At 61.8% G+C, this 22,302-nt stretch carries 21 protein-coding genes and 1 pseudogene; 9 read left to right on the top strand and 13 right to left on the bottom strand.

Translation table 11 applies throughout. The annotated features are described in order from the left end of the window. Nucleotides 1-5 precede the first annotated feature (5 nt). From cobW to EXN22_RS13680, 4 genes are all read left to right on the top strand, one after another. On the top strand, nt 6-1,073 hold the full coding sequence (gene cobW, locus EXN22_RS13665) for a cobalamin biosynthesis protein CobW (protein WP_130266820.1): 1,068 nt from the start codon (nt 6-8) through the stop codon (nt 1,071-1,073). Nucleotides 1,074-1,076: 3 nt separating this feature from the next. Continuing rightward, the gene (gene cobN / locus EXN22_RS13670) at nt 1,077-4,835 is read left to right on the top strand and encodes a cobaltochelatase subunit CobN (protein ID WP_130264560.1); all 3,759 of its coding nucleotides are present in this window, start codon (nt 1,077-1,079) and stop codon (nt 4,833-4,835) included. A gap of 1 nt (nt 4,836) precedes the next feature. Continuing rightward, nucleotides 4,837-5,838: an ATP-binding protein gene (locus EXN22_RS13675; protein ID WP_130264561.1), complete on the top strand. Its 1,002-nt coding sequence runs from the start codon at nt 4,837-4,839 to the stop codon at nt 5,836-5,838. A gap of 95 nt (nt 5,839-5,933) precedes the next feature. Continuing rightward, on the top strand, nt 5,934-6,503 hold the full coding sequence (locus EXN22_RS13680; RefSeq protein ID WP_130264562.1) for a vWA domain-containing protein: 570 nt from the start codon (nt 5,934-5,936) through the stop codon (nt 6,501-6,503). 110 nt (nt 6,504-6,613) lie between these two features. Here EXN22_RS13680 and EXN22_RS13685 read toward each other — a convergent pair whose 3' ends face one another. Then, on the bottom strand, nt 6,614-6,880 hold the full coding sequence (locus tag EXN22_RS13685) for a hypothetical protein (RefSeq protein ID WP_038995105.1): 267 nt from the start codon (nt 6,878-6,880) through the stop codon (nt 6,614-6,616). Nucleotides 6,881-7,203: 323 nt separating this feature from the next. Here EXN22_RS13685 and EXN22_RS13690 point away from each other — a divergent pair, with 323 nt between their 5' ends. After that, entirely contained in the window at nt 7,204-8,529 is a 1,326-nt protein-coding gene (locus tag EXN22_RS13690; RefSeq protein WP_130264563.1) for a sigma-54 dependent transcriptional regulator, read from the top strand. Nucleotides 8,530-8,731: 202 nt separating this feature from the next. Continuing rightward, a protein-coding gene (locus EXN22_RS13695) for an IS3 family transposase (RefSeq protein WP_233281623.1) occupies nt 8,732-10,095 on the top strand; the annotation gives its coding sequence in 2 pieces (ribosomal slippage) (nt 8,732-9,206 and nt 9,206-10,095; 1,365 coding nt in all). A 197-nt stretch (nt 10,096-10,292) separates the two neighbouring features. Here the strand turns inward: EXN22_RS13695 and EXN22_RS13700 are convergent. From EXN22_RS13700 to EXN22_RS26700, 10 genes and pseudogenes are all read right to left on the bottom strand, one after another. Further along, nucleotides 10,293-11,573 (bottom strand): hypothetical protein, encoded by a 1,281-nt coding sequence (locus tag EXN22_RS13700; RefSeq protein WP_130264564.1) that lies wholly within the window; start codon nt 11,571-11,573, stop codon nt 10,293-10,295. 46 nt (nt 11,574-11,619) lie between these two features. Beyond that, nucleotides 11,620-12,366 carry a hypothetical protein gene (locus EXN22_RS13705; protein ID WP_130264565.1) on the bottom strand — a complete coding sequence of 249 codons (747 nt, stop codon included), beginning with the start codon at nt 12,364-12,366 and terminating at the stop codon, nt 11,620-11,622. Nucleotides 12,367-12,399: 33 nt separating this feature from the next. Then, entirely contained in the window at nt 12,400-13,080 is a 681-nt protein-coding gene (locus EXN22_RS13710) for a C39 family peptidase (RefSeq protein ID WP_130264566.1), read from the bottom strand. A 64-nt stretch (nt 13,081-13,144) separates the two neighbouring features. Then, on the bottom strand, nt 13,145-14,470 hold the full coding sequence (locus EXN22_RS13715) for a heme utilization protein (RefSeq protein ID WP_130264567.1): 1,326 nt from the start codon (nt 14,468-14,470) through the stop codon (nt 13,145-13,147). Nucleotides 14,471-14,522: 52 nt separating this feature from the next. Next, nucleotides 14,523-15,095, bottom strand: coding sequence for an adhesin (locus EXN22_RS13720; protein WP_130264568.1), 573 nt, complete (start codon nt 15,093-15,095; stop codon nt 14,523-14,525). A gap of 1 nt (nt 15,096) precedes the next feature. Next, the gene (locus EXN22_RS13725; RefSeq protein WP_130264569.1) at nt 15,097-15,534 is read right to left on the bottom strand and encodes a hypothetical protein; all 438 of its coding nucleotides are present in this window, start codon (nt 15,532-15,534) and stop codon (nt 15,097-15,099) included. A gap of 320 nt (nt 15,535-15,854) precedes the next feature. Next, entirely contained in the window at nt 15,855-16,379 is a 525-nt protein-coding gene (locus tag EXN22_RS13730) for an AAA family ATPase (RefSeq protein WP_130264570.1), read from the bottom strand. Beyond that, nucleotides 16,376-16,942, bottom strand: coding sequence for a nicotinamide riboside transporter PnuC (pnuC, locus tag EXN22_RS13735; protein WP_130264571.1), 567 nt, complete (start codon nt 16,940-16,942; stop codon nt 16,376-16,378). The genes EXN22_RS13730 and pnuC overlap by 4 nt, the downstream gene beginning before the upstream one ends. Nucleotides 16,943-17,083: 141 nt before the next feature. Then, nucleotides 17,084-17,818 carry a methyl-accepting chemotaxis protein gene (locus EXN22_RS26695; RefSeq protein WP_407691972.1) on the bottom strand — a complete coding sequence of 245 codons (735 nt, stop codon included), beginning with the start codon at nt 17,816-17,818 and terminating at the stop codon, nt 17,084-17,086. Between the two features lie 171 nt (nt 17,819-17,989). Beyond that, nucleotides 17,990-18,718 (bottom strand): annotated as a pseudogene (locus EXN22_RS26700) (cache domain-containing protein); the annotation flags it as partial. A gap of 300 nt (nt 18,719-19,018) precedes the next feature. On the opposite strand from EXN22_RS26700, the gene EXN22_RS13745 reads away from it, so the two are divergent. Further along, entirely contained in the window at nt 19,019-19,849 is an 831-nt protein-coding gene (locus tag EXN22_RS13745; RefSeq protein WP_130264573.1) for an undecaprenyl-diphosphate phosphatase, read from the top strand. Nucleotides 19,850-19,851: 2 nt separating this feature from the next. Further along, nucleotides 19,852-20,298 carry a DUF1294 domain-containing protein gene (locus EXN22_RS13750; RefSeq protein ID WP_130264574.1) on the top strand — a complete coding sequence of 149 codons (447 nt, stop codon included), beginning with the start codon at nt 19,852-19,854 and terminating at the stop codon, nt 20,296-20,298. On the opposite strand, the gene EXN22_RS13755 is transcribed toward EXN22_RS13750, so the two are convergent. Together EXN22_RS13755 and EXN22_RS13760 are read right to left on the bottom strand one after the other, a co-directional pair. Then, the gene (locus EXN22_RS13755; protein ID WP_130264575.1) at nt 20,291-20,650 is read right to left on the bottom strand and encodes an MmcQ/YjbR family DNA-binding protein; all 360 of its coding nucleotides are present in this window, start codon (nt 20,648-20,650) and stop codon (nt 20,291-20,293) included. The two genes, EXN22_RS13750 and EXN22_RS13755, sit on opposite strands and share 8 nt — an antisense overlap. Next, entirely contained in the window at nt 20,643-21,551 is a 909-nt protein-coding gene (locus tag EXN22_RS13760) for a LysR substrate-binding domain-containing protein (protein WP_130264576.1), read from the bottom strand. Before EXN22_RS13760 ends, EXN22_RS13755 begins: the two co-directional genes overlap by 8 nt. A 128-nt stretch (nt 21,552-21,679) precedes the next feature. Between EXN22_RS13760 and EXN22_RS13765 the strand changes: the two genes are divergently transcribed. Beyond that, a complete protein-coding gene (locus EXN22_RS13765) occupies nt 21,680-22,291 on the top strand; it encodes an FMN-dependent NADH-azoreductase (protein ID WP_130264577.1) in 612 nt (203 codons plus the stop codon). Nucleotides 22,292-22,302: the final 11 nt, after the last annotated feature.

A 22,302-nucleotide genomic window follows, 5' to 3' on the forward strand; every position in this document is an offset into this window, starting at 1 on the left:
TCGACATGAAAACACTGGCCAAACTCCCCGTCACCATCGTTACCGGCTTTCTCGGCTCGGGCAAGACCACGCTGCTGCGGCATATGCTCGACAACGCCCAGGGGCGGCGCATCGCGGTGATCGTCAACGAGTTCGGCGAGCTGGGCATCGACGGCGAAATCCTTAAACAGTGCAGCATCGGTTGCACCGAAGAAGAGGCCAGCGGCCGCGTCTATGAGCTGGCCAACGGCTGCCTGTGCTGCACCGTGCAGGAAGAATTTTTCACGGTGATGCGCGAGCTGGTGGCCCGTCGCGGCGACCTGGACCACATCCTCATCGAAACCAGCGGCCTGGCCCTGCCCAAGCCACTGGTGCAAGCCTTCCAGTGGCCAGAGATTCGCAACGCCTGCACGGTTGATGCGGTGATTACCGTGGTCGACAGCCCGGCCGTTGCTGCGGGCACCTTTGCCGCCTACCCGGATCAGGTCGACGCCCAGCGCAAACTCGACCCTAACCTGGACCACGAATCGCCGCTGCACGAGCTGTTCGCCGATCAACTGGCCAGCGCCGACCTGGTGGTCCTGAACAAGGCCGACCTGATCGCTGCCGATGACCTGGCCAAGGTTCGCGCCGAGGTCGAAGAAGAGCTGCCGCCAGCGGTCAAGGTGATCGAAGCCAGCAGCGGCCGTCTGCCGCTGGACGTGCTGTTGGGCCTGGGCGCCGAGTCCGAGGCGCACATCGATGGGCGCCGTACTCACCACGACTCGCACCATGACGGTGACGATCACGACGACCATGACCACGATGCCTTCGATTCGATCTCCATCGAATTGCCGCAAGCCGATGAAAGCCTGTTGCTCGACGCCCTGACCCAACTGGTGGTGCAGCACGGCATCCTGCGGGTCAAAGGCTTCGCAGCGATTCCGGGCAAGCCGATGCGCTTGCTGATCCAGGGCGTGGGCACCCGTTTCGACAAGCATTTCGACCGCGCCTGGCGCAGCGAAGAACCGCGTACCACGCGCCTGGTGCTGATCGGCCAGGAGCTGGATGCGCTGCAACTGGAAGCGAGCCTGCGCGCTGCCCTGGGCGCTTGAGTCATGCACCTGCTGCGGACCCAGCCCGGTGGCTTTGTACCGGACGACAGCATTGCCGACCTCGGCCAGACCCCGGCCGAGCTGGTAATCCTCTGCAGCGGTGATTCGCACCTGGCACTGCTGGCCGAAACCGCCCAGCAGTTGCCCGAGGATTTCCCCAGCCTGCGTCTGGCCAACCCGATGCAGGTACAGAATCACGCCTCGGTCGACCTTTACGTCGACGAGGTCTTGCGTCATGCCAAGGTCATCCTGGTGTCGTTGCACGGTGGCGTCGGCTACTGGCGCTACGGTGTGGAGCAGTTGCTGGAACTGGCAGCCCGTGGTGTACAGCTGATCCTGGTGCCGGGCGACGACCGCCCGGACCCGGAACTGAGCAGCCTGAGCACGGTGCCGGCCGATCAGGCCGAGCGGCTCTGGCACTTTCTGCGCCAGGGCGGCAAGGCCAATGCCCTGAACCTGTTCAACTGCCTGGCCAGTCAGTACCTGGCGTGCGACTACCCCTGGAGCGAGCCGCAACAGTTGCCGCGTACGGCGGTGTATCACCCGCGCAAGGCTGCTGCAGTGCTGGAGGATTGGTTCGGGCAGTGGCAGGTGGAGCAACCGGTGGTGCCGATCCTGTTCTACCGCTCGCACTTGCAGGCGGCCAACACCGCCTTTATCGATACCTTCTGCGAGCGTTTGCAACTGGCCGGGCTCAATCCCTTGCCGATCGCCGTGGCCAGCCTCAAGGAAGCCGGTTGCCTGCAACAGGTGGAAGACTGGCTGGACCAGGTCGATGCCGCGCTGATCATCAACACCACAGGCTTTGCCCAGTCCAGCCCCGAGCAGCCGCACCTGCGCCCGTTCCGTCGCGATATCCCGGTGCTGCAGGCGATCTGCGCCCAGGACAACGAACCGGCCTGGCAGGCCAGCGAGCAGGGCCTGGGCGCCCGCGACCTGGCCATGCACATTGCCTTGCCGGAGCTGGACGGGCGCATCATTACCCGGCCGGTCAGTTTCAAGGACCTGGCCTGGCGCAGCGAGCGCAGCCAGTCCGACGTGGTCTGCTACCGGGCACAACCCGAGCGCATGGACTTTGTCGCTGAACTGGCGCGGCGCTGGTGCGAGCTGGCGCGCCTGCCCAATGGGCACAAGCGCGTGGCGCTGATCCTGGCCAACTACCCGACCCGCGATGGCCGCATTGGCAACGGTGTCGGTCTCGATACCCCGGCTGCCGCGCTGACTATCCTGCGTGCCTTGCAGGCACAAGGTTATCCGCTGGCGCCTTTGCCCGAGAGCGGTACGGCGCTGATCCAGGCCTTGCTCGGCGGGGTCAGCAACGACCTCGACAGCCTCGACCTGCGCCCGTGCATGCAGAGCATGGCCCTGGACGATTACCTGGCTGCTTTTGCCGCCTTGCCCGAAGCCAACCAGGTTGCCGTGCGCGAACGTTGGGGCGAGCCGAGCCAGGACCCGATGTTTCGCAGCGGGCGCATGATGATCGCCGGCCTGCGCTATGGCCTGACCTTTGTCGGCATCCAGCCGGCGCGGGGCTACCAGCTGGACCAGAGCGCGGTCTACCACGACCCTGACCTGGTGCCACCGCACGGTTACCTGGCGTTCTACTTCTGGCTGCGCCATGGCTTTGCCGCCGATGCGCTGATCCACGTTGGCAAGCATGGCAACCTGGAATGGCTGCCGGGCAAGGGTGTTGGCCTGTCCGCGAGCTGTTGGCCGGATGCCTTGCTCGGCCCGCTGCCGAACATCTACCCGTTTATCGTCAATGACCCGGGCGAGGGCGCCCAGGCCAAGCGCCGCACCCAGGCGGTGATCATCGACCACCTGATGCCGCCGCTGACCCGCGCCGAAACCTACGGGCCGTTGCGCCACCTGGAGCTACTGGCTGACGAGTACTACGAAGCTCAGTTGCTCGACCCGCGCCGGGCCCGGGAGTTGCAGCGCGATATCCTCGCGCTGGTGCGCGACAATCACATTGACCGCGAGCTGCAGATCGAAGGCGCGCTGGACGATGCTGCCATCTGGCTGCCACGCCTGGACACCTACCTGTGCGACCTCAAGGAATCGCAGATCCGCGATGGCCTGCATGTGTTTGGCGAGTCGCCGGCCGGGCGCTTGCGCATCGATACCCTGCTGGCCCTGTTGCGGGTCGAGCGGGGCGATGGACGCGGGGCCAACGGCAGTTTGTTGCGGGCCTTGGCCAAGGCGCTGAACCTGGGCTTCGATCCGCTCGATTGCGACCTTGGCCAGCCCTGGCAGGGGCCACGGCCTGCGCTGTTGGTGACATCGGACGAGGCATGGCGCACCGCGGGCGATACCCGCGAGCGCCTGGAGCTGTATGCCGGCCAACTGATCGAGCAGACGCTCAACGGCGCTGTGCAACTGGCGCAAGGCCCCGAATGGGCGCAGGTACGGAGCATTCTCGAGGCACTGGAGCAGCACGTTGCCCCGCAACTGGACGGCTGCGGCCCGGCAGAAATGCACGGCCTGCTCGCCGCCCTCGATGGCCGCTTCGTGCCTGCCGGCCCCAGTGGCGCACCGAGTCGCGGGCGGTTGGACGTGCTGCCGACCGGGCGCAACTTCTATACCGTCGATGTGCGCAACCTGCCGACCACCACCGCCTGGCGCATTGGTTTTACTTCGGCCAACCTGATCCTTGAGCGGCACCTGCAGGACCACGGCGACCACCTGCGCCAACTGGGCCTGTCGGTGTGGGGCACTGCGACCATGCGCACCGGCGGTGACGACATCGCCCAGGCCATGGCCTTGCTCGGCGTGCGGCCGGTGTGGGCCAGTGGTAGCCAGCGGGTCGACGATTTCGAGATCTTGCCCTTGAGCTTGCTGGACCGGCCACGGGTGGATGTCACCTTGCGGGTCTCGGGGTTCTTCCGCGATGCCTTCGGCAACCTGATCAAGCTGTTCGATGCTGCAGTGCAAGCGGTGGCGGCGCTGGATGAGCCAGATGAGCTCAACCCCCTGGCGGCCAAGGTGCGCAGCGAGCGGGCAGAGTTGCAGGCCCAGGGCCTGGACGCCGAACAGGCAGGCCGGCAGGCCGGCTGGCGGGTGTTCGGGGCAAAGCCTGGGGCTTATGGCGCTGGCGTGCAGAACGCCATTGACGGGCGCCTGTGGAATGACCGCCAGGACCTGGCCGAGGTCTACCTGAATCACGGCGGCTTCGCCTACGGTGCTGGCGATGACGGCACGCCGGCGCGAGCCGACTTTGCCCGGCGCCTGAGCCAGGTGCAGGCGGTGCTGCAGAATCAGGACAACCACGAGCACGACCTGCTCGATTCCAACGACTATTACCAGTTCCAGGGTGGCATGCTCGCCGCCGTGGAAAGCCTGGGCGGCAACAGCGTCGCCAGCTACCACGGCGATCACAGCCAGCCGGACCGGCCGCGCATTCGCACCCTCAAGGAAGAACTCAACCGGGTGATTCGCGCCCGTGCGCTGAACCCCAAATGGATAGACGGGGCCAAGCGGCACGGCTATAAAGGTGCCTTCGAGCTGGCGGCCACTGTCGATAACCTGTTTGCCTTCGACGCCACCACCCACCTGATCGACGACCATCATTACCAGGCGCTGGCCGATGCCTATGTGCTCGATGGGCCGACTCGCGAGTTTATCCGCCAGCACAACCCCGACGCCTTGCGCGACATCACCGAGCGCCTGCTCGAAGCCCAACAGCGCGGGCTGTGGCAGGATCCGGGCGACTACCGTGAAGCCCTCGAGGAGCAGTTGCTCGACGGCGAAGAAGAGAATTGACATGAGCGAAGCTGCACACTTTCCCCTGGCTGCCGTAGTGGGCGCCGATGAGCTGAAACTGGCGTTGTGCCTGACCGCCATCGACCCGAAAATTGGCGGGGTGCTGATCGAAGGCCCGCGGGGCATGGCCAAGAGCACCCTGGCGCGCGGCCTGGCCGATTTGCTCGGCGAAGGGCCGTTCGTGACATTGCCCCTGGGCGCCAGTGAAGAGCGCTTGGTCGGCACCCTGGACCTGGATGCTGCGCTGGGCCAGGGCAAGGCGCAGTTTTCCCCCGGGGTGTTGGCCAAGGCCGACGGCGGCGTGCTGTATGTCGATGAAGTCAATCTGTTGGCGGACCACCTGGTCGACCTGCTGCTGGATGTCGCCGCCAGCGGCACCAACCGGGTTGAACGCGACGGGATCTCCCACCGGCACAGCGCGCGCTTCGTGCTGATTGGCACCATGAACCCGGAAGAGGGCGAGTTGCGCCCGCAGTTGCTCGACCGCTTCGGCCTCAATGTGGTCCTCGAAGGCCAGCCGTTGCCGCAAGCCCGTGGCCAGATCATTCGCCGGCGCCTGGATTTCGACACTGACCCCGAGGCGTTCTGTGGCCAATGGGCAGCGGCCCAGGCCGCCTTGCGCGAGCGCTGCCATAGCGCCCGTGAGCGGCTGCAACAGATTGCCCTGGACGACCGGGCGCTGGAGCAGATCACCGAGCGCTGTTTCGCCGCTGGAGTCGATGGCCTGCGCGCCGACCTGGTCTGGCTGCGGGCGGCCCGGGCCCACGCCGCCTGGCGCGGTGCCGTGGCGATCGACGCCGAGGATATCGATGCCGTGGCCGAATTCGCCTTGCGCCACCGTCGTCGCGAGGCTCCCGCACCACAGCCACAAACGCCCGACAGCGGCGCTGCGGCGCAGCCATCAGCAGGTCAGCAGGGCCAGGGCCAATGGGGTGAACTGGCGCCACAGGCAACCCCAAGTGCTGCCCGGCGCGAGGTGCCGAACTGGGCAAAAAAGCCCTGAGCATCCGTCGTCATTCAACGGCGGATGCCAAACCCCGCCCAGGTTCTCTTGCCCAAGGGCCGCGTGGCCGGGCAAAAACGGCCCGCCAAGGTGCGGTGGCCTGGCCGCTGACGTTGCTCAAGGGGCGCCCGCGCACCCGCAGCGACCTGTGCTGGCAGCAACGCACGGCCAGTAGCCATGAGTTGTGGCTGGTAATCGTCGATGCTTCGGCCTCGACCCGGCGGCATCAGGCCTTGAGCCGCGCCAAAGGCATGCTTGCCGAATTTTTCGACCAGGCCTACCGCAACCGCGCCCGGCTGGCCCTGCTCACCGCCAGCGGCACGGCGCCGCGCTGGCAACGCCATGGGCTCAAGGCGTCGGCCAGTTTGCAGCCGTGGTTGCAGGACCTTGGGGCGGGGGGCGGCACGCCATTGCTGGCAGCGCTGGAACAGGCGCGGCAGTGGCTGCAGGAGCGCCAGCGGCGCTATCCGACGCAACTGCAACGTTGCTTGATCGTCACCGACGGGCGGATTAAAACCTGGGACGCGTTGCAGCCGCTGCCGTGCCAGACCCTGTTGGTGGACATCGAAAGTTCGCCCATCAGGCTGGGCAGGGCGCAGTTACTTGCGCAGCAGTTGCATGCCGATTACCGGCATGTGGAGACACTGGCGGAAATCACCAGGTAACTTTTGGAAATTAAAAAGTGCTGCGGCCAAGTGTCGCAGCTTGAGCGGGAAGTGTTAACAAAGTTGCAAAGGCGCACGTTCGAAGTGCGCCTTCACACTCACAAGCGTGCTTACTTTGGCATTGACCAAGGCTGTAGCGCATAACCTTTTTCGCTCAACTCGGCGCGCACTTCTTCAATTAAATGAGCCAGTTGCGCAGGGTCGGAGTAGGTGCTGCTGGGTACTTGCTTGGCGCCAATGCGGGTGCTGGTCCGGTCGATGACTGCCAGGCTCAGTTCACCTGTACCGTTGGGTACATCCCAGGCGACACACTGGAACGGTTCGAAGGCGTGGTCGGCAATCAGCAGTGCTTCGTTGACACGGAGCGGGGCGTTCATGGGTTCGGTCTCTCTGTGGGCCCAAACAATCGAATAAAACCGTGCGGCGATCGCGCAGCGGTGAGTTACTTGTACTGATGCACGCAGCACCAGGGTGAGTCACATCTCTATTGAAAATTATTTAACCGTGTTTGCGCAACGCGACTAAGTGTCGCCGCCTCAGACGTTGAAAACGCAGAAAAATTCCCGGCCCTTAGGCAACTAACGATACTTTGCAGACAGACGGTAGTGGGCGATTGACGCATCGTTGCTACTGTTAAAACGGGCCTGCCAACACACTGTTTCTACTTAAAATTCCAACTATTGGCGCCAAGGAATAGGTCATGCTAGAGCCTGCATCCAACCGCCGCCTGCTGATCGTCGACCCGTGCGATGACTGCCATCGTTTGTTACCAGGCTTGCGCACTGTCGGTTGGGATGTGCACAGCTGTACCTTGACCTCGGCCCTGGAGCATCCCTGCGATGTCGGCCTGCTGCGTTTGCAGGCTACGCACCTGCAGCACCCGGATGCGGTCAAGGACCTGATCAGCCGCAGCAATACCGAATGGATTGCGGTCTTGAGCCCTGAGGAGTTGCGGGCACAGAATGTTGGCGACTTTGTCTGTGAATGGTTTTTTGACTTTCATACCTTGCCGTTCGATGTCTCGCGGGTCCAGGTGACCCTGGGGCGCGCGTTCGGCATGGCGCGCCTGCGGGGCAAAGGCTATGTGCATGTCGACGAGCCTGAACATGAATTGCTCGGTGATAGCCGGCCGATCCGTGAACTGCGCAAGCTGCTCAGCAAGCTGGCGCCCACCGAGTCGCCGGTGCTGATCCGTGGTGAAAGCGGCACCGGCAAGGAGCTGGTGGCGCGCACCCTGCATCGCCAGTCCCAGCGCCGCGACAAGCCTTTTGTGCCGATCAACTGCGGGGCGATCCCCGAACACCTGATCCAGTCGGAGTTGTTCGGCCACGAGAAGGGCGCTTTTACCGGCGCCCATCAGCGCAAGATCGGCCGTATTGAAGCTGCCCACGGCGGCACTTTGTTCCTCGACGAAATTGGCGACCTGCCGTTGGAGCTGCAAGCCAACCTGCTGCGTTTTCTACAGGAGAAGCACATCGAGCGGGTCGGCGGTAGTCAGCCGATTGCCGTGGATGTGCGGGTCCTGGCGGCAACTCACGTTGATCTGGAAAAAGCCATCAATAGCGGGCGCTTTCGTGAAGACTTGTATTACCGTTTGAACGTTCTGCAGGTGGTCACGGCGCCACTGCGCGACCGCCACGGTGATCTGTCGATGCTGGCCAGTCACTTTTCCCATTTCTACAGCCTGGAAACCGGGCGTCGTCCGCGCAGTTTCAGCGAGGATGCCCTGGTTGCCATGGGCAAGCACGACTGGCCGGGCAATGTCCGCGAATTGGCCAATCGGGTGCGGCGCGGCCTGGTGCTGGCAGAAGGTCGGCAAATTGAGCCCCAGGACCTTGGTCTGCTCAGCCAGGAGGCCAGCGCACCGAGCATCGGCACCCTCGAAGATTACAAGCACCGTGCTGAACGCCAGGCCCTGTGCGATGTGCTCAATCGCCACAGCGACAACCTGAGCATTGCCGCCAAGGTCCTGGGCGTGTCCCGGCCGACCTTCTACCGCCTGCTGCACAAGCATCAGATTCGCTAGCTGAGTAGGCGCGGACTTGACCCGCGATAGCAATCGCGGCATAGGTATCTACACTTCTCTAATCCTGATCTATGAAGAGGGCTCACGGGTGGTCTGCGCATGCGTGCTTATCCAGTTGATTTGGCGAGGCTGCCGGCCCCTTCCGCCCTTACGTGAACTGCCCCCCGAATGTTGGACACCTGACCTCACCGAAGGGTGTTCCATGACGAAATACAACCTATCGCTCAAGCAATCACTGATCGAAGAATGTCTGTCTGCCAAAAGTGTTCATGAGGTGGCACTCAAGCATGGCATGAGCCCGTCGATCCTGCGCCGCTGGGTCAAAGGCTATGAGAAGCACGGTGCTGCAGGTTTGATTGCCAAATACAGCCATTACGACGCCCAGTTCAAATTGAAGGTGTTGCAGTGCGTCGAGCAAGACGGGCTGTCGGCCCAGCAAGCTTGTATACGGTTTGATATCCGTGGCCCGAGCAGCATCAGGCAATGGAAAAAGTTGTACGATGAAGGCGGAGTTGAAGCACTTCAGCCGCATCGTCACCGAGAGTCCAGCATGCCCCGCAAGCCTTCCAAACAACCCAAAGAGAGCGCTGCTGTTCCCCCGGACGCTGAGCTGTCCCCTGAACAGATGCTCAAAGAACTGGCATATCTGCGTGCAGAGAATGCCTATCTAAAAAAACTCGATGCCTTGATCCAAGCGGACCCTCGCACTGCGCGGTCAGAAAAGCGCAGGCCGTCCAAGGATTGAGGCATGTATATCCACTTGCTTTGCTACTACGTGCTGCTGGGTTGGCGCGCAGTACTTTCTACTACCAAAACAAAGCACTGCTGACTGACAAGCATGCTGATCTTAAAGAGCGCATACGCAGTGTCTATCACAAGCACCAAGGGCGCTACGGCTATCGCCGCATCACCGCGACCCTTGGGCACAATGGCGAGGCAGTCAATCACAAGAAAGTGCAGCGATTGATGCAGTTGATGGGCCTGAAATCGCTGGTCAGGGTGAAGAAATACCGCTCTTATCGGGGCGATGAGGGCCTTGTTGCACCTAATCTGCTCAAGCGTGAATTCAAAGCAGAAGCCCCCAACCAGAAATGGGCAACCGACGTGACGGAGTTCAAGGTAAAGGGGCAGAAACTGTTCCTTTCGCCTGTGATGGACCTGTACAACGGAGAAATCCTGGCTTACCAGACCAACCGCCGTCCCGAATTCAATATGGTTTCGAGTATGTTGGAACAAGCCTTTGGGCGGCTTAATCAAGATGACAAACCGATACTGCACTCTGATCAGGGCTGGCAGTACCGCCAGCCGACCTACCGGCACATGCTGGCTGAAAAGAACATTGAGCAGAGCATGTCGCGTAAGGGTAACTGCCTGGACAATGCTGCCATGGAAAGCTTTTTCGGCACACTCAAGAGTGAATTCTTCTACCTGGAATCGTTTGAAAGTGTCGAGCAACTGGCATCAGGGCTAGATGACTACATCGCTTATTACAACCAAGAGCGCATAAGCCTCAGACTGAATGGCTTGAGTCCGGTACAGTTTCGGACCCAAGCGCTGAATCATTAGCGCCCCCTGTCCAACATTCGGGGGTCAGTTCACGTAAGGGCGGAAGGGGCCGGCAGCGTCACCACATCAACTGGATAAGCACGCCTATCAAGAACCAATAGGCTGACTCGCTAGAGATGGATGGATACCTATGCTCATCGCGGGGCAAGCCCACAGCGCTCCCACAGCATCAAAACCCGCCGAAGCGGGCTTTTTGCTTAGAAGTAGTACGGGAATTTCAGACTGAAGGAGAAGTCCGGCGAGTCGTCGGTCAGGCCAATCGAAAGGTTGGGCACGATGGTCAGGTTGTCGGTGGCGGCCAGGGTCATGCCGATGTTGAAGTTGGCCGCGTTGTAGTCGCTGCTCGGCACCGACTGCCAGCTGCCACCGTCAGGCTTGATCTTGCTCTTGCTGGCAAACTGGTCAGAGAACGAAAACGACATACTCATCTTCTCGTTCAAGGCAAAGGCAATACCGGCACCGATCTGCCAGGAGTCGCCGAGTTTTACGTCACCGGGGACCTTGGTGTTGATGGTCGGGCTGATGTCGCTGAACGAGTCCTGCATGTTGTAGGTGTAGGACAGGCTGCCGAACAGTACGGCAGGGTCGAAGGTCTTGACCAGCGAGATGCCCGGAGTGATCGCCCAGACCCCGTTGCCGGTGGGCAGGCTCTCCGGTACCGAGAGGTTGTCGTTGGTCGGGTCGTTGACCAGCTTGATGCCATAGGGGTCCTTGCCGGTGGGCGCCTTGACCCGCAGGGTGGCTACGGCATCGGGCCAGTTTTCCGATTCATCGAGGAACTTGTAAGCAATACCGACGTTGACATCGCCAATGGTCGGGTCGCGCCTGACGGTGGCATCGGAGGTCACCGGCCCGGCGCCACCGGCACCGCCCGAGGAATAGGTGGATTCGCGGTAGACCACCGGGACGTTGATATCGAACTGCCAACGCTGGTCGAGGTTATAGCGGGCGGTCAGGTCCAGGGTCCAGTTGTCGGCCTTGATCCGGTCGAGGTTGATGTTGCCGAGGAAAATCGAGTCCAGCGCCAGAAAACCGTTGAGAACCAGGGCACGGGTGTCGTAGTGGGTATAGGTCAGGCCGGTTTCGACGCTGAACCTGCCGCCACCGAAGAAGCCGCTGGCCTCGTCGTACAGGTTGGACACGCTTTGTGCCGGCTCCGAGTCGTCTTTGAGCGACTGGCCGTAGGAGCTGCCGGTGGTTCCTGGTGCACCGCTGGCCACGGTCTGGCCGCCCTTGACGGTCTCCGCCGGGGACTTGGTCAAGCGTCTGGGTGCAGGGGCTTGCGGTGCTGCTTCAACCTGGCGAACGCGCTGTTCGAGGACCATCAGCGCGTTCTGTTGTGCTTCGTAACGTTGTTTCAACTCCATGAGTTCTTGTTTTAGTACTTCTACCTGAGGATCGGCTGCTGCGTAGAGCATGGTTGCCGGTGTCAGGCCACTCAAACAGACGATAGCTCTGAACGTTAACGATCGGTGCATGGGTTAGCCGTCCCTTCTGACTACATATGATGAGACTGAGCGTAGATCAGAATCCGAGAGTGCGAAGGCCTTTGAGTTGGTCCAGGTTGCCATTGAGCGAGCCGGCGCTGGGTACGTTCTCACGCAGCACGACATTGAGCGAGGTGAGGTTGCTGACCCGGTTGCCGGCGCCCAGCAAGGTGGTGTTCTGCATCAGGCCGCCCTGGGCCAGGCGTTGCACGGTGTTGCCCTGGTTGTTGTTGGCGACGATGTTGAATTGCACACCGCTACCGGTGGACGTAACGCTCAACGAGCCTGCGCCATTGGCGCCGACCAGGGTCGAGCCTGCGGCCAGTGCCTGGCCTTCCTGCGCGGTGACCGGCGCCTGACTGGCCTTGGTGACGTTGATATCGACGTTGTTGTAGGCGGTATTGTTGTCGCCGGCCGCCCGCACCACCTGGGTCACGCCTTCGGTACTGTTGAGACCGTTGCCGCCGCTGACGCTACCGGTGCCGGTGCTTTGCGCGTGGGTGGAACCGGTGCCTTTTTCGTCGATCATTGACACATAGAACTGCGGTTTTAGCGTTGTTTGTTGAATTTGCATCGAGGATTTGGCGCCAATCACTTCACCATTGGCATTTTGCCAGGTGCTGCTCATGACAATGCCGAAGCTGACGATGCGTCCGGGCATGACAAAGCGCCCGCGCAAGTTCGCCAGTTCCTGGTCCTTCAATTCAATGGGTTTGAGCGTCTGTGCCTGGGTGGGCAGGCTGGCAGCCAGACAAACCACGGCGAGCCAGATTGAAGTCTTCATGGGATGCTCCCGGAGCCTCATGCTCCCTTGTCATTAGAAGAAGTCGCTTTGGATGAACCCGAAATCCATCAGCTCAGCGTCTTGCACCGGGGTGAAGGTATTGATGCGGTTCTTGGCGGTCAGCGGCAGCGGCGGGTCGAGCAAGGCATTGGTCTTGTCGTAACCCCGGCCGATGACGGCGAAGATGATGCCGTTCCAGCCTTTGACGAAATCGCCGACTTTGTAGCGTTTGTGGCCCAGTACCGGGTCGCCGACGTAAGCCCAGCCGTTGTGGACTTTCTGCAAGACTACAAAGTGCTTGTAGCCACGGATGTCCATCAGCACCACCACCGGGATACGGACATTCTGCAAGGCGTCGATTTCTACCCGGTAACCACGGGCACGCATGCCCAGGCTTTCCACGTAACGCTTCATGTCGAGCATGGAGAAGCCCTGGACCCTGACCATGTCATGGTCGGAGTGGGCCAGCATGCCTTCGATGATCTGTTCTTCATTGACGTCCAGCCAATAGGCCTGACGCAAAATGGTCGCCAGTGCTGCGGCGCCACAACTGAAATCGGTTTTTTGTTGCACAAGGTCAGCGAACTTGCGTTCGCGTACGCTCTGGATGGGTTTGAATACCACCGCGCCTCCTGGCAGCACCGAAAGCGGCAGTTGCGCCGCTTCGCTCAAGCTTGCCAGGCACAGCAAAAATGCCAAGGCGAAAATGCGCATGTTCGATGCCCCCCTGCCGGTGTTGAAAAAAGGCCCCCCGAAGGGGGCCTCCAGGCCACAGCATTTACATCGAGGTGTTGGAAATGGCCAGCGAGTTGCTTTGTTGGTTGCCTTGACCGGCCGCCACGTTGACGCCCAGGTTGCCGCTGCCGCCATTGACCGAACCACTCAGGGTTGCGGTGTTGGTTACAGGGTTGGCCCAGCCAGTTGGAGTCAGCACTTGATAAGAGAAAGTATTGCTCAAATCGTAAGAGCTGCTTTCACTGTAGCTTTTCGCTTTGTCGTACTCAGACTCGGACGACTTGCTGCCCGATTTCTCGAACGAGGAGTCGAAGGCTTTTTCGAAGGAGGAGTCATACGACTTGTCCCACGAAGAGCTGGACTCTTTGTTCCAGGTTTTTTCAACCGACGCATCCAGGGAAGCAGTCAGCGAAGCACTGGCTTCGTCAGTGCGGCTGCCATTGTTGCGGCGGCCATAATCCCAGGTACGTTCGCGGCTAGCGTCGAATTGCACGTCCAGCGATGCGTTCAGCGTAGCACCACGTGAACCGCTGGCTTCATGGCTTCTGGAGCCGCTTGCGTCAGAGCTCTTCGAGCCACTGGCCTCGAAGTGCTTGGCACCGGCCACTTCAAAGCTCGACGAGTTGCTCCTGCTGCCGCTGGCCTCGAAGGACTTGTCGTAGGAAGCACTGCCGCTGGCGGTTTTGGTCACCGTCAGAGTGTCGACGCGGTAGGTGCGGTCGGCGTTGTTGTTGACGGTCAGGCCAGGGCCGTTTTGCTCGGCAGAAGCAGTAGCGGTTGCGTTACCCAGTGCAGCGTTGGTATTGGCAATCGCCATGGTGTTTTTCTGCTGGTTCAGGTCGCCACCGGCAATGTTGATGCCCATGTTGCCGCTGCCGTTGTTGCCCGAGCCACCCATGACGGCGGAGTTGGTGCTGCCGTAGTTGTCGACGCGGTTGTGGTTGCTGTATTGCGAGACTTTAGCAGTCGAGGTGGCATTGCCGAACACGAAGGTGTTGTCAATTTCCGAGACGGAACCGGCGTTGGCGATGGCGGCGGCGTTGTCTTGCTGGTTGCCGGCACCGGCAGCCACGTTGACGCCGACGTTGCCGCTGGTGCCGGTGGCCGAGCTGCTCATTTCAGCTTCGTTCACGGTACCTTCGTTGCGGATTTTGTTGTTGGTGCTGCTTTGTTTGTCCCAGGCGTTGGCGGTGGCGGTCACCGGGATTTTAGTAGGAGGAGGGGTATGATGACCATTGTTGTTGTGATGGCCATTGTTGTTATGGCCGTTATTGTGGCCACCACGTGGATCATTCCCTGCTTGTACAGCTACAGCCATGACCGCAGCAATTGCGAAAACCAGAGGCTTGAGTGCCATCGAAGGTTTCATGGTGATTCTCCGTACTTTATTTTAGGTTAAGTGTTGTTATTACCTGTTTGGGTCAATCTGCGACCCGGATGCTCAGGGTGTTGGCCGTTCGGTTTCCCACCCCGGCACTCTGATTCAACTGAATGACCCCACGGCTGCCGGTGAAGGCCTGGTCACTGGTAGTGACCTGGCGAGAGCCGGGTGTCGAGTCAGTTGGATCGGAGTTGTTGAGCAGCGCCACGTTCTGTTGCATGAGGACGCTGTCGTCGATACTTTGCGGTTGACTGCTGATGCTGATCCGCAGTGCATTGGCTTGCTGGTTGGCGGCGCCCGCGCTCTGGTTGACCCCCAGTGCGCCGCTGCCATTGCTGAAGGAGTTGCCCTGAATACCGGACTGGGCATCCATGTTCGGGTCGACCTGGGTACGCAAGCGCTGGCGGATCTGGGTAGTGGCGCTGGCACCATGGCCTACAGCGATAGCCCGGGCGTTGGCTTGTTGCTGTTGATCACCGGCAGCCTGGTTGACCGTAAGGTTGCCCTGGTACTGGGCGCCGGTGGTGTCGATGTTGGCGTTATTGATCACTGGGGGTTGGGCGAGGGCCGGTGTACTGCAGAACATGGCCAGAATCAGCAGCCGATGCTTCATCTCACTGACCTCCGGTCAAGATCTGCAGGGGCGCCAGGCCTTTCTGCACGCTAGAGTTGACCATGTTGGATATGCCGTTGCCGGAGTTGCCGGAGCGTCCGCCAGCCAGATTGGGCAGTTGTGTCTGGTTATTGATATTGCCGCCCAGGTTGCTGGTCTGTTGCGTGATCATGGAACTGATGCCAGCACCGCTGCTGATAGTGGCAAAGTCACCGTCGCTGAGCTCGTTGGTTTGCTTGAGGATCTGCACCGAGGGGTTGGTATTGACCGTGGTCGGGTACGGATCGGGCACCAAGGGGGCGCGCACGGCGTTGCGTGTTTGCACATCGCGGGTAATCACCACGATCCCGTTTTCTGCCTGGACCGGAACGTTGACGCTGGCTCCCAGTACGCAGCTGATCAGCACGAGGCGGTAGATGCCTTTATCAATTTTTCCCACGATGGCAATTCCTTCTTCGGTGCGCTGGCCTTGTTCAGCGTTGCGAGGAAGAGAGCAGAAGCTGTGCCGGTTTTTGTTTTTTATTGGAAAACAACGGCTTGGGACAATTGATCGGGAAGGGTCAAAAAATAGTGTAACGCCACTGAGACACTCACCGCCTGCAGGGTTGGATCCTGCGGGCGCCATGGCGTATCAAGGGCCACAGGCGTCGAGTGTCTCAGGCGCTTAACACTTTCACCTTTACAGACTGCGGCCGCTTTAGATCGCGGTTTTGCGTAGAGGGGAGTGTTTCAGAAATGGACAGTTGTGCGGAAATTGATTCAAGTACCGAGCAAGTGAGCTACGGCGGCAAAGGCCGCCTGCTTGCGCTGTTGCCAGTCACCTTGCAGCACCTGGCAAGGCTGGCGGTGCAGGGTCAGCCAGGCGCCAGTAGCCTGAAAAAACGCCTGGCGTTCGGCCAGTTGCGGCTGGCAGCGTTGCCCGTCGTCGTGCCAGGCGACCGACTCGGGGCTGAGCAGCAAGTGCAGATCGTAATGACGCGCCAGCAAAGCGTCTTCGAGCCACGCCGGGCAGTGGCCAAACAGCGTGCGGCTCCAGAGCATGTTGCTCAACAGGTGGGTATCGAGAATCAGCAGTCGCGGCTGCCGGGCGCGGGCGGCGTCTTCCCAGGCCAACTGCCCGTGGGCAATGGCCGGAATGTCGGCATAGCAGGTATCGCGTGCCTGTTGGTCAATGAAGTGACGGACGTACTCGCCCACCAGCTCACCGCCAAAGCGCCTCTGGATTTCGTTGCCGAGCCAGCTTTTGCCGCTGGACTCAGGGCCGGTGAGCACCAGTACCTTCATGGCAACGCAAGCGCCGGATCGCGTCGCCAATCACGCCAGCCTTGCACCGCTATCAGGGTGAACAGGGCGTAAAGTGCGGCAGTCAGGTACATGGCCTTGGACAGGAACAAACCGACGAAAATCACATCGAGGATGATCCACAGCGGCCAGCACTGCAGACGCTTTTGCGCCATCCACCATTGCGCGACCAGGCTGAAGCCGGTCAAGGCGGCGTCAAGCCAAGGGTGGACAGCGTCGGTCCAGGTCGCCATGGCCGCGCCCAGGCCGAGGCTGCCGAGCAACCCCAGGCCCAAGCCGAAGGCCACTGCATGCGGCTCCAGCAAGCTGACCTGGCGCGCATCGCGCTGGCGGTCCGGGCGTGTCCATTGCCACCAGCCATACAGTTGCAGCACGGCATAGACCAGTTGCAGGAGCATGTCCGAGTACAGCTTCACGTCGTAAAAGATCCAGGTGTACAGCACCACCATCACCAGGCCGATGGGCCAGCACCAGGGGTTCTGCTTGGTCGTGAGCCACACGGCGATGACGCCGAGCACGGCGGCGAACAGTTCGAGGCCGGACATCGGCGTTCCTTGGCAGATTCGAGGGAAGGGCGCCGATTGTACCTTGTGGCGCGCCAGGCGCCACTAGCAAGCGGGATGGGTCTGCACGCTGTGGGAGCGGCGGTGCGACGCCTCGACTCGCCCCGCGATAGCATTTCCCGATTAGACCCGGAACTGTCGCAGCAACTGCTCAAGTTGCCCGCTCAATTGGAACAGCGCCTTGCCCGAATCACTCGAATGCTGCGCCGCCAGGGCCGTTTGCTGCGACAGGTCGGCAGTCTCGGTGACGTTGCGGTTGATCTCCTCGACCACATGCGACTGTTGCAAGGTGGCGCTGGCAATCGAGGCGTTGAGCGCGGTCAGGTTGTGCAGGGCCTGGCTGATGGCATCCAGGCTGACCCCGGCTTCACTGGCCTGCTCGACGGTCTGGCGCGAGGCTTGGCTGCTGGCATCGATGGCTTTTACCGCAGCTTCCGATTGGCCTTGCAGGTGTTCGATCATGCTCTGGATTTCAGCGGTGGACTGCTGGGTGCGCTGGGCCAGCAGGCGTACCTCGTCGGCCACCACCGCAAAGCCGCGACCCTGCTCGCCGGCCCGCGCAGCCTCGATGGCGGCGTTGAGGGCCAGCAGGTTGGTTTGTTCGGCAATTGAGCGAATCACCTCCAGGACACTGCCGATGCGCGTGCTCTGGCCGGCCAGGGCGCGGATCACCTGGACCGCCTCGTCAATGGTCGTCGACAGTTGGTCGATGCGCTGCAGGCTGCCGTGAATGCTGTGCTGGCCTTGCTCGGCACGCAGCTGGGCATCGTGCATTTCGCTGGAAGCCTGTTCGGCGTTCTTGGCTACATCCTGGACCGCGTAGGTCACTTCGTTGATTGCCGTGGCTACTTGCTCCATTTGTTGCGACTGTTGCTCGCTACGCTGCTGGGCCTGGCCGGCGTTGCTGCCGACGTCGTTGGCCGATTGCGCCAAGGCATGTACCGCGCCCTGCAGTTGGCTGATCACCCCCTGCAACTTGCTGGTAAAGCTGTTGAAGTGGGTGCCCAGCTGAGTGACTTCATCAAAGCCGTGGGTGTCCAGGCGCCGGGTCAGGTCACTCTCGCCACTGGCGATGGTGGCCATGGCGTCGACCGCTTCCTGCAGCGGTCGGGCGATGCTGCGGGCGATCAGGACCACCAGCAGGGCCATGACCAGGGCGATACCCAGGCCAAGGATCGAGGCATCGCGCAGTTGGCGCAGGAACTCGGCCTGCATGTCGTCGATGTACACCCCCGAGCCGATCACCCAGCCCCAGGGCTGGAACAGCTGCACATACGAAGTTTTTTTCACCGGCTCGCTGGCCCCGGGCTTGGGCCAGCGGTAGTCGATGCTGCCGGCGCCCTTGGCCTTGGCCAGCGCCGCCATCTCGTTGAACAGGGCAAAGCCGTCCGGGTCACGAATCGCCGAGAGGTCCTGGCCATCGAGCTTGGGGTTGGCCGGATGCATGATCATCTTCGGCCCCAGGTCGTTGATCCAGAAATAGTCATTCTGGTCATAGCGCAAACCGCGTACCACGCTCAGGGCCTGTTGCTGGGCCGCCTCGCGAGTAAGGCTGCCGGCCGCCTCCAGGCCCTGGTAGTAGGCCAGGATGCCGGCAGCGGTCTGCACCACGTGGCGGGTCTTTTCCGCCTTGGCCTGGTACAGGTCGCCATGGATCTGGCGCAGCATCAGCAGTCCGAGGGTCACCAGCATCACCACGGCCACCACCAGGATCAGCCACAAGCGGCGGCTGATCGACATACTACGAAGCGTTTTCATGGAATGCGTACCCCAGTTCTTTTTGTTGTCTTGCCCATGCAAGCACGGTTTATCCGCCGAACCTACTCGACCAAGGGCTAAGTGCCTGATTCGCTGAGCCCTGTTGCGTTGTACCAGCAGCGTTTAGCCCAGAGGTCTGATAGGATTTCGGCCTCGACGGGATAAACCTGAAGGCCGCGTGAACTTTTCTGCTGGCTTTGCGACCAACTGTCGCTTGTAGAACGGCCAGGCGTTGAACAGCCATTGGCAATTAAAAGACTTTAACGGGGCGTGCCGCAGGCATTGCCTCACGGGGGAAACATGGATCTTTGGACCGGCCTGCAGGCTGTCATTCTAGGTATTGTCGAAGGCTTGACGGAGTTCTTGCCGATTTCCAGTACCGGCCACCAGATCGTCGTCGCCGATCTGATCAACTTCGGTGGTGAACGGGCCATGGCCTTCAACATCATCATCCAGTTGGGTGCGATCCTGGCGGTGGTCTGGGAGTTTCGCCGCAAGATCCTTGAGGTGGTGGTGGGGCTGCCACGTCAACGCCAGGCCCAGCGCTTCACCGTCAACCTGCTGATTGCCTTCATGCCGGCAGTGGTGCTGGGCGTGTTGTTCGCCGACCTCATCCACGAGTACCTGTTCAACCCTGTTACCGTCGCTGCGGCGCTGGTTGTAGGTGGGGTGATCATGCTCTGGGCCGAGCGCCGCGAGCATGTGATCCGCGTCGACCAGGTCGACGACATGCGCTGGAGCGACGCCCTGAAAATCGGCTGTGCCCAGTGCCTGGCGATGATTCCGGGGACTTCGCGCTCGGGCTCGACCATCATTGGCGGCCTGTTGTTCGGCCTGTCGCGCAAAGCGGCCACCGAGTTTTCGTTCTTCCTGGCCATGCCGACCATGGTCGGTGCTGCGGTGTACTCGGGCTACAAGTACCGTGACCTGTTCCAGCCCGACGATTTCCCGGTGTTCGCCATCGGTTTCGTGGTCTCGTTCATCTTCGCCATGATCGCCGTGCGCGGCCTGCTCAAATTCATCGCCAACCACAGCTATGCAGCCTTTGCCTGGTACCGCATCGTGTTTGGCTTGATCATCCTCGGCACCTGGGCATTCGGCTGGGTCGACTGGGCCACGGCGCACGGTTGAACATGAGCCGTCGTCAGCCGCAACCGCGCCGCGCAACCTCTGCCAGCGGCGCCCTGCACAACCCCCGGAGCAAGTGGCTGGCCTTCGCTGGCTTGTGCGTGCTACCCGTAGCGGGCGCTTTGCAGATGCTGTTGAGCGGGCAGTCGTGGCTGCCGGCGCTGGCCTACCCACTGGCCAGCCTGGCGAGCTTCCTGCTGTACTGGCGCGACAAGCAACAGGCCCGCAACCAGGCCTGGCGTACCCCGGAGAAGGTCCTGCATGCCAGTGAGCTGCTGGGCGGCTGGCCGGGTGCGTTGCTGGCGCAGCAACGCTTTCGCCACAAGACCCGCAAGCTGTCGTTCCAGGCAAGCTTCTGGGGCATTGTCGCTGTGCATCAAGTGTTCTGGGTCGACCACCTGCTGCTCGGTGGTCGTTGGCTTGGCGCTGCCCTGGCGCCGGTGCTCAGATAAGCAAGCCCGGCTGCTGGCGCTTGGGCAGGCGCCTGACCACCAACTGGTGGGAGCGTTGCAGCAAATCGGTCAGCTCGGCCCGGCCCATGGGGTAGGGCGCTGCCATGCTGATCCAGTGGGCCCGGGCCAGGTACGGCGCCGGGCGCACCCCGGGGCGATCGACATAGCCCAGAAACAGATCGCCATCGACCTTGAACGACAACCCCGCGCCCGCCAGGTCAAGCACCGCGAACATCTTGTTGCCGGCCACCGAGAACACCCGCACGCCGCCCCATTTGTAGTCTTCACGGGCACCGGGCAGGCTCAGGCAGAAGGCTGCCGCCTGCTCTTCACTGAGTTTGCTTTCAGACATAACGCTCCCCGCATTGGGCGAATTCCGCCACCAGATGATCGATCCACACCCGCACTGCCGGCAGCAATCCGCGTCGATGCGGATAGACCGCCTGCAGGTAGCCGCCGGGCAGCGACCAGTCTGGCAGCAGGCGCACCAGCTCGCCACGGGCAAGTTCCTCTTCGCAGTGCATGATCGGCAGCGCGGTAAAGCCCAGGCCCGCGATGGCCGCGGCCTTGCGCACGACAAAGTCGTCAATCGCCAGCCGCGCTTCCAGGGTCAGCTCATGCTTGCGGCCCTTGGCGTCGAGCAGGCGCAGGTGCACCAGGCGGTCGGCATCCACTGCGCCAAGTACCGGCAGGCTGGCCAGGTCTTGCGGGTGATCGAGCGGCTGCGCAGCGACGAAGGACGGGGAGGCCACCAGAAACATTTGTGCCTGGCGCAAACGGCGGGTGACCAGGGCCGGGTCCTCGTCACCCAGATCGCGCACGCGCAGGGCAACGTCGACCCCTTCGGTGATCAGGTCGACCCGGCGGTTGAGCAGGATCATGTCCAGTTGCACCTGCGGGTATTGTTGCAGGAAACGGCTGATCACCTGCGGCAAGAACTCATGGGCCAGCCCCACCGGGCACGACACCCGCAAGCGCCCGCGCGGCTCGCTGGTCATGCTGGCCACCGCTTCATCGGCCATTTCCGCTTCCAGCAGCATTGCCTGGCAATGGCGCAAGTAGCGCTCGCCCACGGCGGTCAGCTTCAGTTGCCGGGTGGTGCGCTGCAACAAGCGGGTACCCAGGCGTTCTTCGAGCTCGGCGATGCGCCGCGACAGGCGTGACTTGGGGATGCCCAGCAGGCGGCCGGCGGCGGCAAAACCGCCGGCTTCGACCACGCGGGCAAAGTAGAACAGATCGTTGAGGTCTTGCATGTGGCTCACCATTGTCCTGCCAATAGGACAAACTAACGCATTTTTGCAGACTTATCAGTTATTCGCCGCCCAAGTAGGATTGTCCCCATCGTGATCGCCCACTTGCGGTCTTCATTCAGGAGAGTCCCATGAAACTGTTGCACATCGATTCGAGCATCCTGGGCGACAATTCCGCCTCCCGTCAGCTGAGCCGCAGCGTGGTCGAAGCCTGGAAAGCCGCCGATCCGTCGCTGCAGGTGACCTACCGTGACCTGGCGGGCGACGCCATCAGTCACTTCTCCGCCGCGACCCTGGTGGCCGCCGGCACTCCGGAAGAACTGCGCGATGCTGCCCAGCAGCACGAAGCCAGGCTCAGCGCCGAAACCCTGCAGGAGTTCCTCGACGCCGATGCCGTGGTGCTGGCCGCCCCGATGTACAACTTCACCGTGCCCACCCAGCTCAAGGCCTGGATCGATCGCGTGGCGGTAGCAGGCAAGACCTTCCGTTACACCGAAGCCGGCCCGCAAGGCCTGTGCGGCGACAAGAAGGTGATCCTGGTGTCGACTGCTGGCGGCCTGCATGCCGGTCAACCTACCGGTGCCGGCCATGAAGACTTCCTCAAGGTGTTCCTGGGCTTCATCGGCATCACCGACCTTGAGATCGTCCGTGCCCATGGCCTGGCCTACGGCGATGAGCACCGGGTCAAGGCGCTCAACGCCGCCCAGGTACAAATCAGCAACGAGCTGTTCGCCGCCGCCTGATCCCCGCGCCT

Source organism: Pseudomonas tructae, assembly GCF_004214895.1.
Classification (GTDB): domain Bacteria; phylum Pseudomonadota; class Gammaproteobacteria; order Pseudomonadales; family Pseudomonadaceae; genus Aquipseudomonas; species Aquipseudomonas tructae.

Excerpts from the sequence above, each read along its gene's own strand:
- EXN22_RS26695 (WP_407691972.1), bottom strand. The coding sequence starts at position 17,818 with ATGGAGCAAGTAGCCACGGCAATCAACGAAGTGACCTACGCGGTCCAG.
- cobW (WP_130266820.1), top strand. The coding sequence starts at position 6 with ATGAAAACACTGGCCAAACTCCCCGTCACCATCGTTACCGGCTTTCTC.
- EXN22_RS13755 (WP_130264575.1), bottom strand. The coding sequence starts at position 20,650 with ATGTCTGAAAGCAAACTCAGTGAAGAGCAGGCGGCAGCCTTCTGCCTG.
- EXN22_RS13730 (WP_130264570.1), bottom strand. The coding sequence starts at position 16,379 with ATGAAGGTACTGGTGCTCACCGGCCCTGAGTCCAGCGGCAAAAGCTGG.
- EXN22_RS13705 (WP_130264565.1), bottom strand. The coding sequence starts at position 12,366 with ATGAAGACTTCAATCTGGCTCGCCGTGGTTTGTCTGGCTGCCAGCCTG.
- EXN22_RS13745 (WP_130264573.1), top strand. The coding sequence starts at position 19,019 with ATGGATCTTTGGACCGGCCTGCAGGCTGTCATTCTAGGTATTGTCGAA.
- EXN22_RS13760 (WP_130264576.1), bottom strand. The coding sequence starts at position 21,551 with ATGCAAGACCTCAACGATCTGTTCTACTTTGCCCGCGTGGTCGAAGCC.
- cobN (WP_130264560.1), top strand. The coding sequence starts at position 1,077 with ATGCACCTGCTGCGGACCCAGCCCGGTGGCTTTGTACCGGACGACAGC.
- EXN22_RS13700 (WP_130264564.1), bottom strand. The coding sequence starts at position 11,573 with ATGCACCGATCGTTAACGTTCAGAGCTATCGTCTGTTTGAGTGGCCTG.
- EXN22_RS13685 (WP_038995105.1), bottom strand. The coding sequence starts at position 6,880 with ATGAACGCCCCGCTCCGTGTCAACGAAGCACTGCTGATTGCCGACCAC.
- EXN22_RS13750 (WP_130264574.1), top strand. The coding sequence starts at position 19,852 with ATGAGCCGTCGTCAGCCGCAACCGCGCCGCGCAACCTCTGCCAGCGGC.
- EXN22_RS13710 (WP_130264566.1), bottom strand. The coding sequence starts at position 13,080 with ATGCGCATTTTCGCCTTGGCATTTTTGCTGTGCCTGGCAAGCTTGAGC.
- pnuC (WP_130264571.1), bottom strand. The coding sequence starts at position 16,942 with ATGTCCGGCCTCGAACTGTTCGCCGCCGTGCTCGGCGTCATCGCCGTG.
- EXN22_RS13690 (WP_130264563.1), top strand. The coding sequence starts at position 7,204 with ATGCTAGAGCCTGCATCCAACCGCCGCCTGCTGATCGTCGACCCGTGC.
- EXN22_RS13715 (WP_130264567.1), bottom strand. The coding sequence starts at position 14,470 with ATGAAACCTTCGATGGCACTCAAGCCTCTGGTTTTCGCAATTGCTGCG.
- EXN22_RS13765 (WP_130264577.1), top strand. The coding sequence starts at position 21,680 with ATGAAACTGTTGCACATCGATTCGAGCATCCTGGGCGACAATTCCGCC.
- EXN22_RS13720 (WP_130264568.1), bottom strand. The coding sequence starts at position 15,095 with ATGAAGCATCGGCTGCTGATTCTGGCCATGTTCTGCAGTACACCGGCC.
- EXN22_RS13675 (WP_130264561.1), top strand. The coding sequence starts at position 4,837 with ATGAGCGAAGCTGCACACTTTCCCCTGGCTGCCGTAGTGGGCGCCGAT.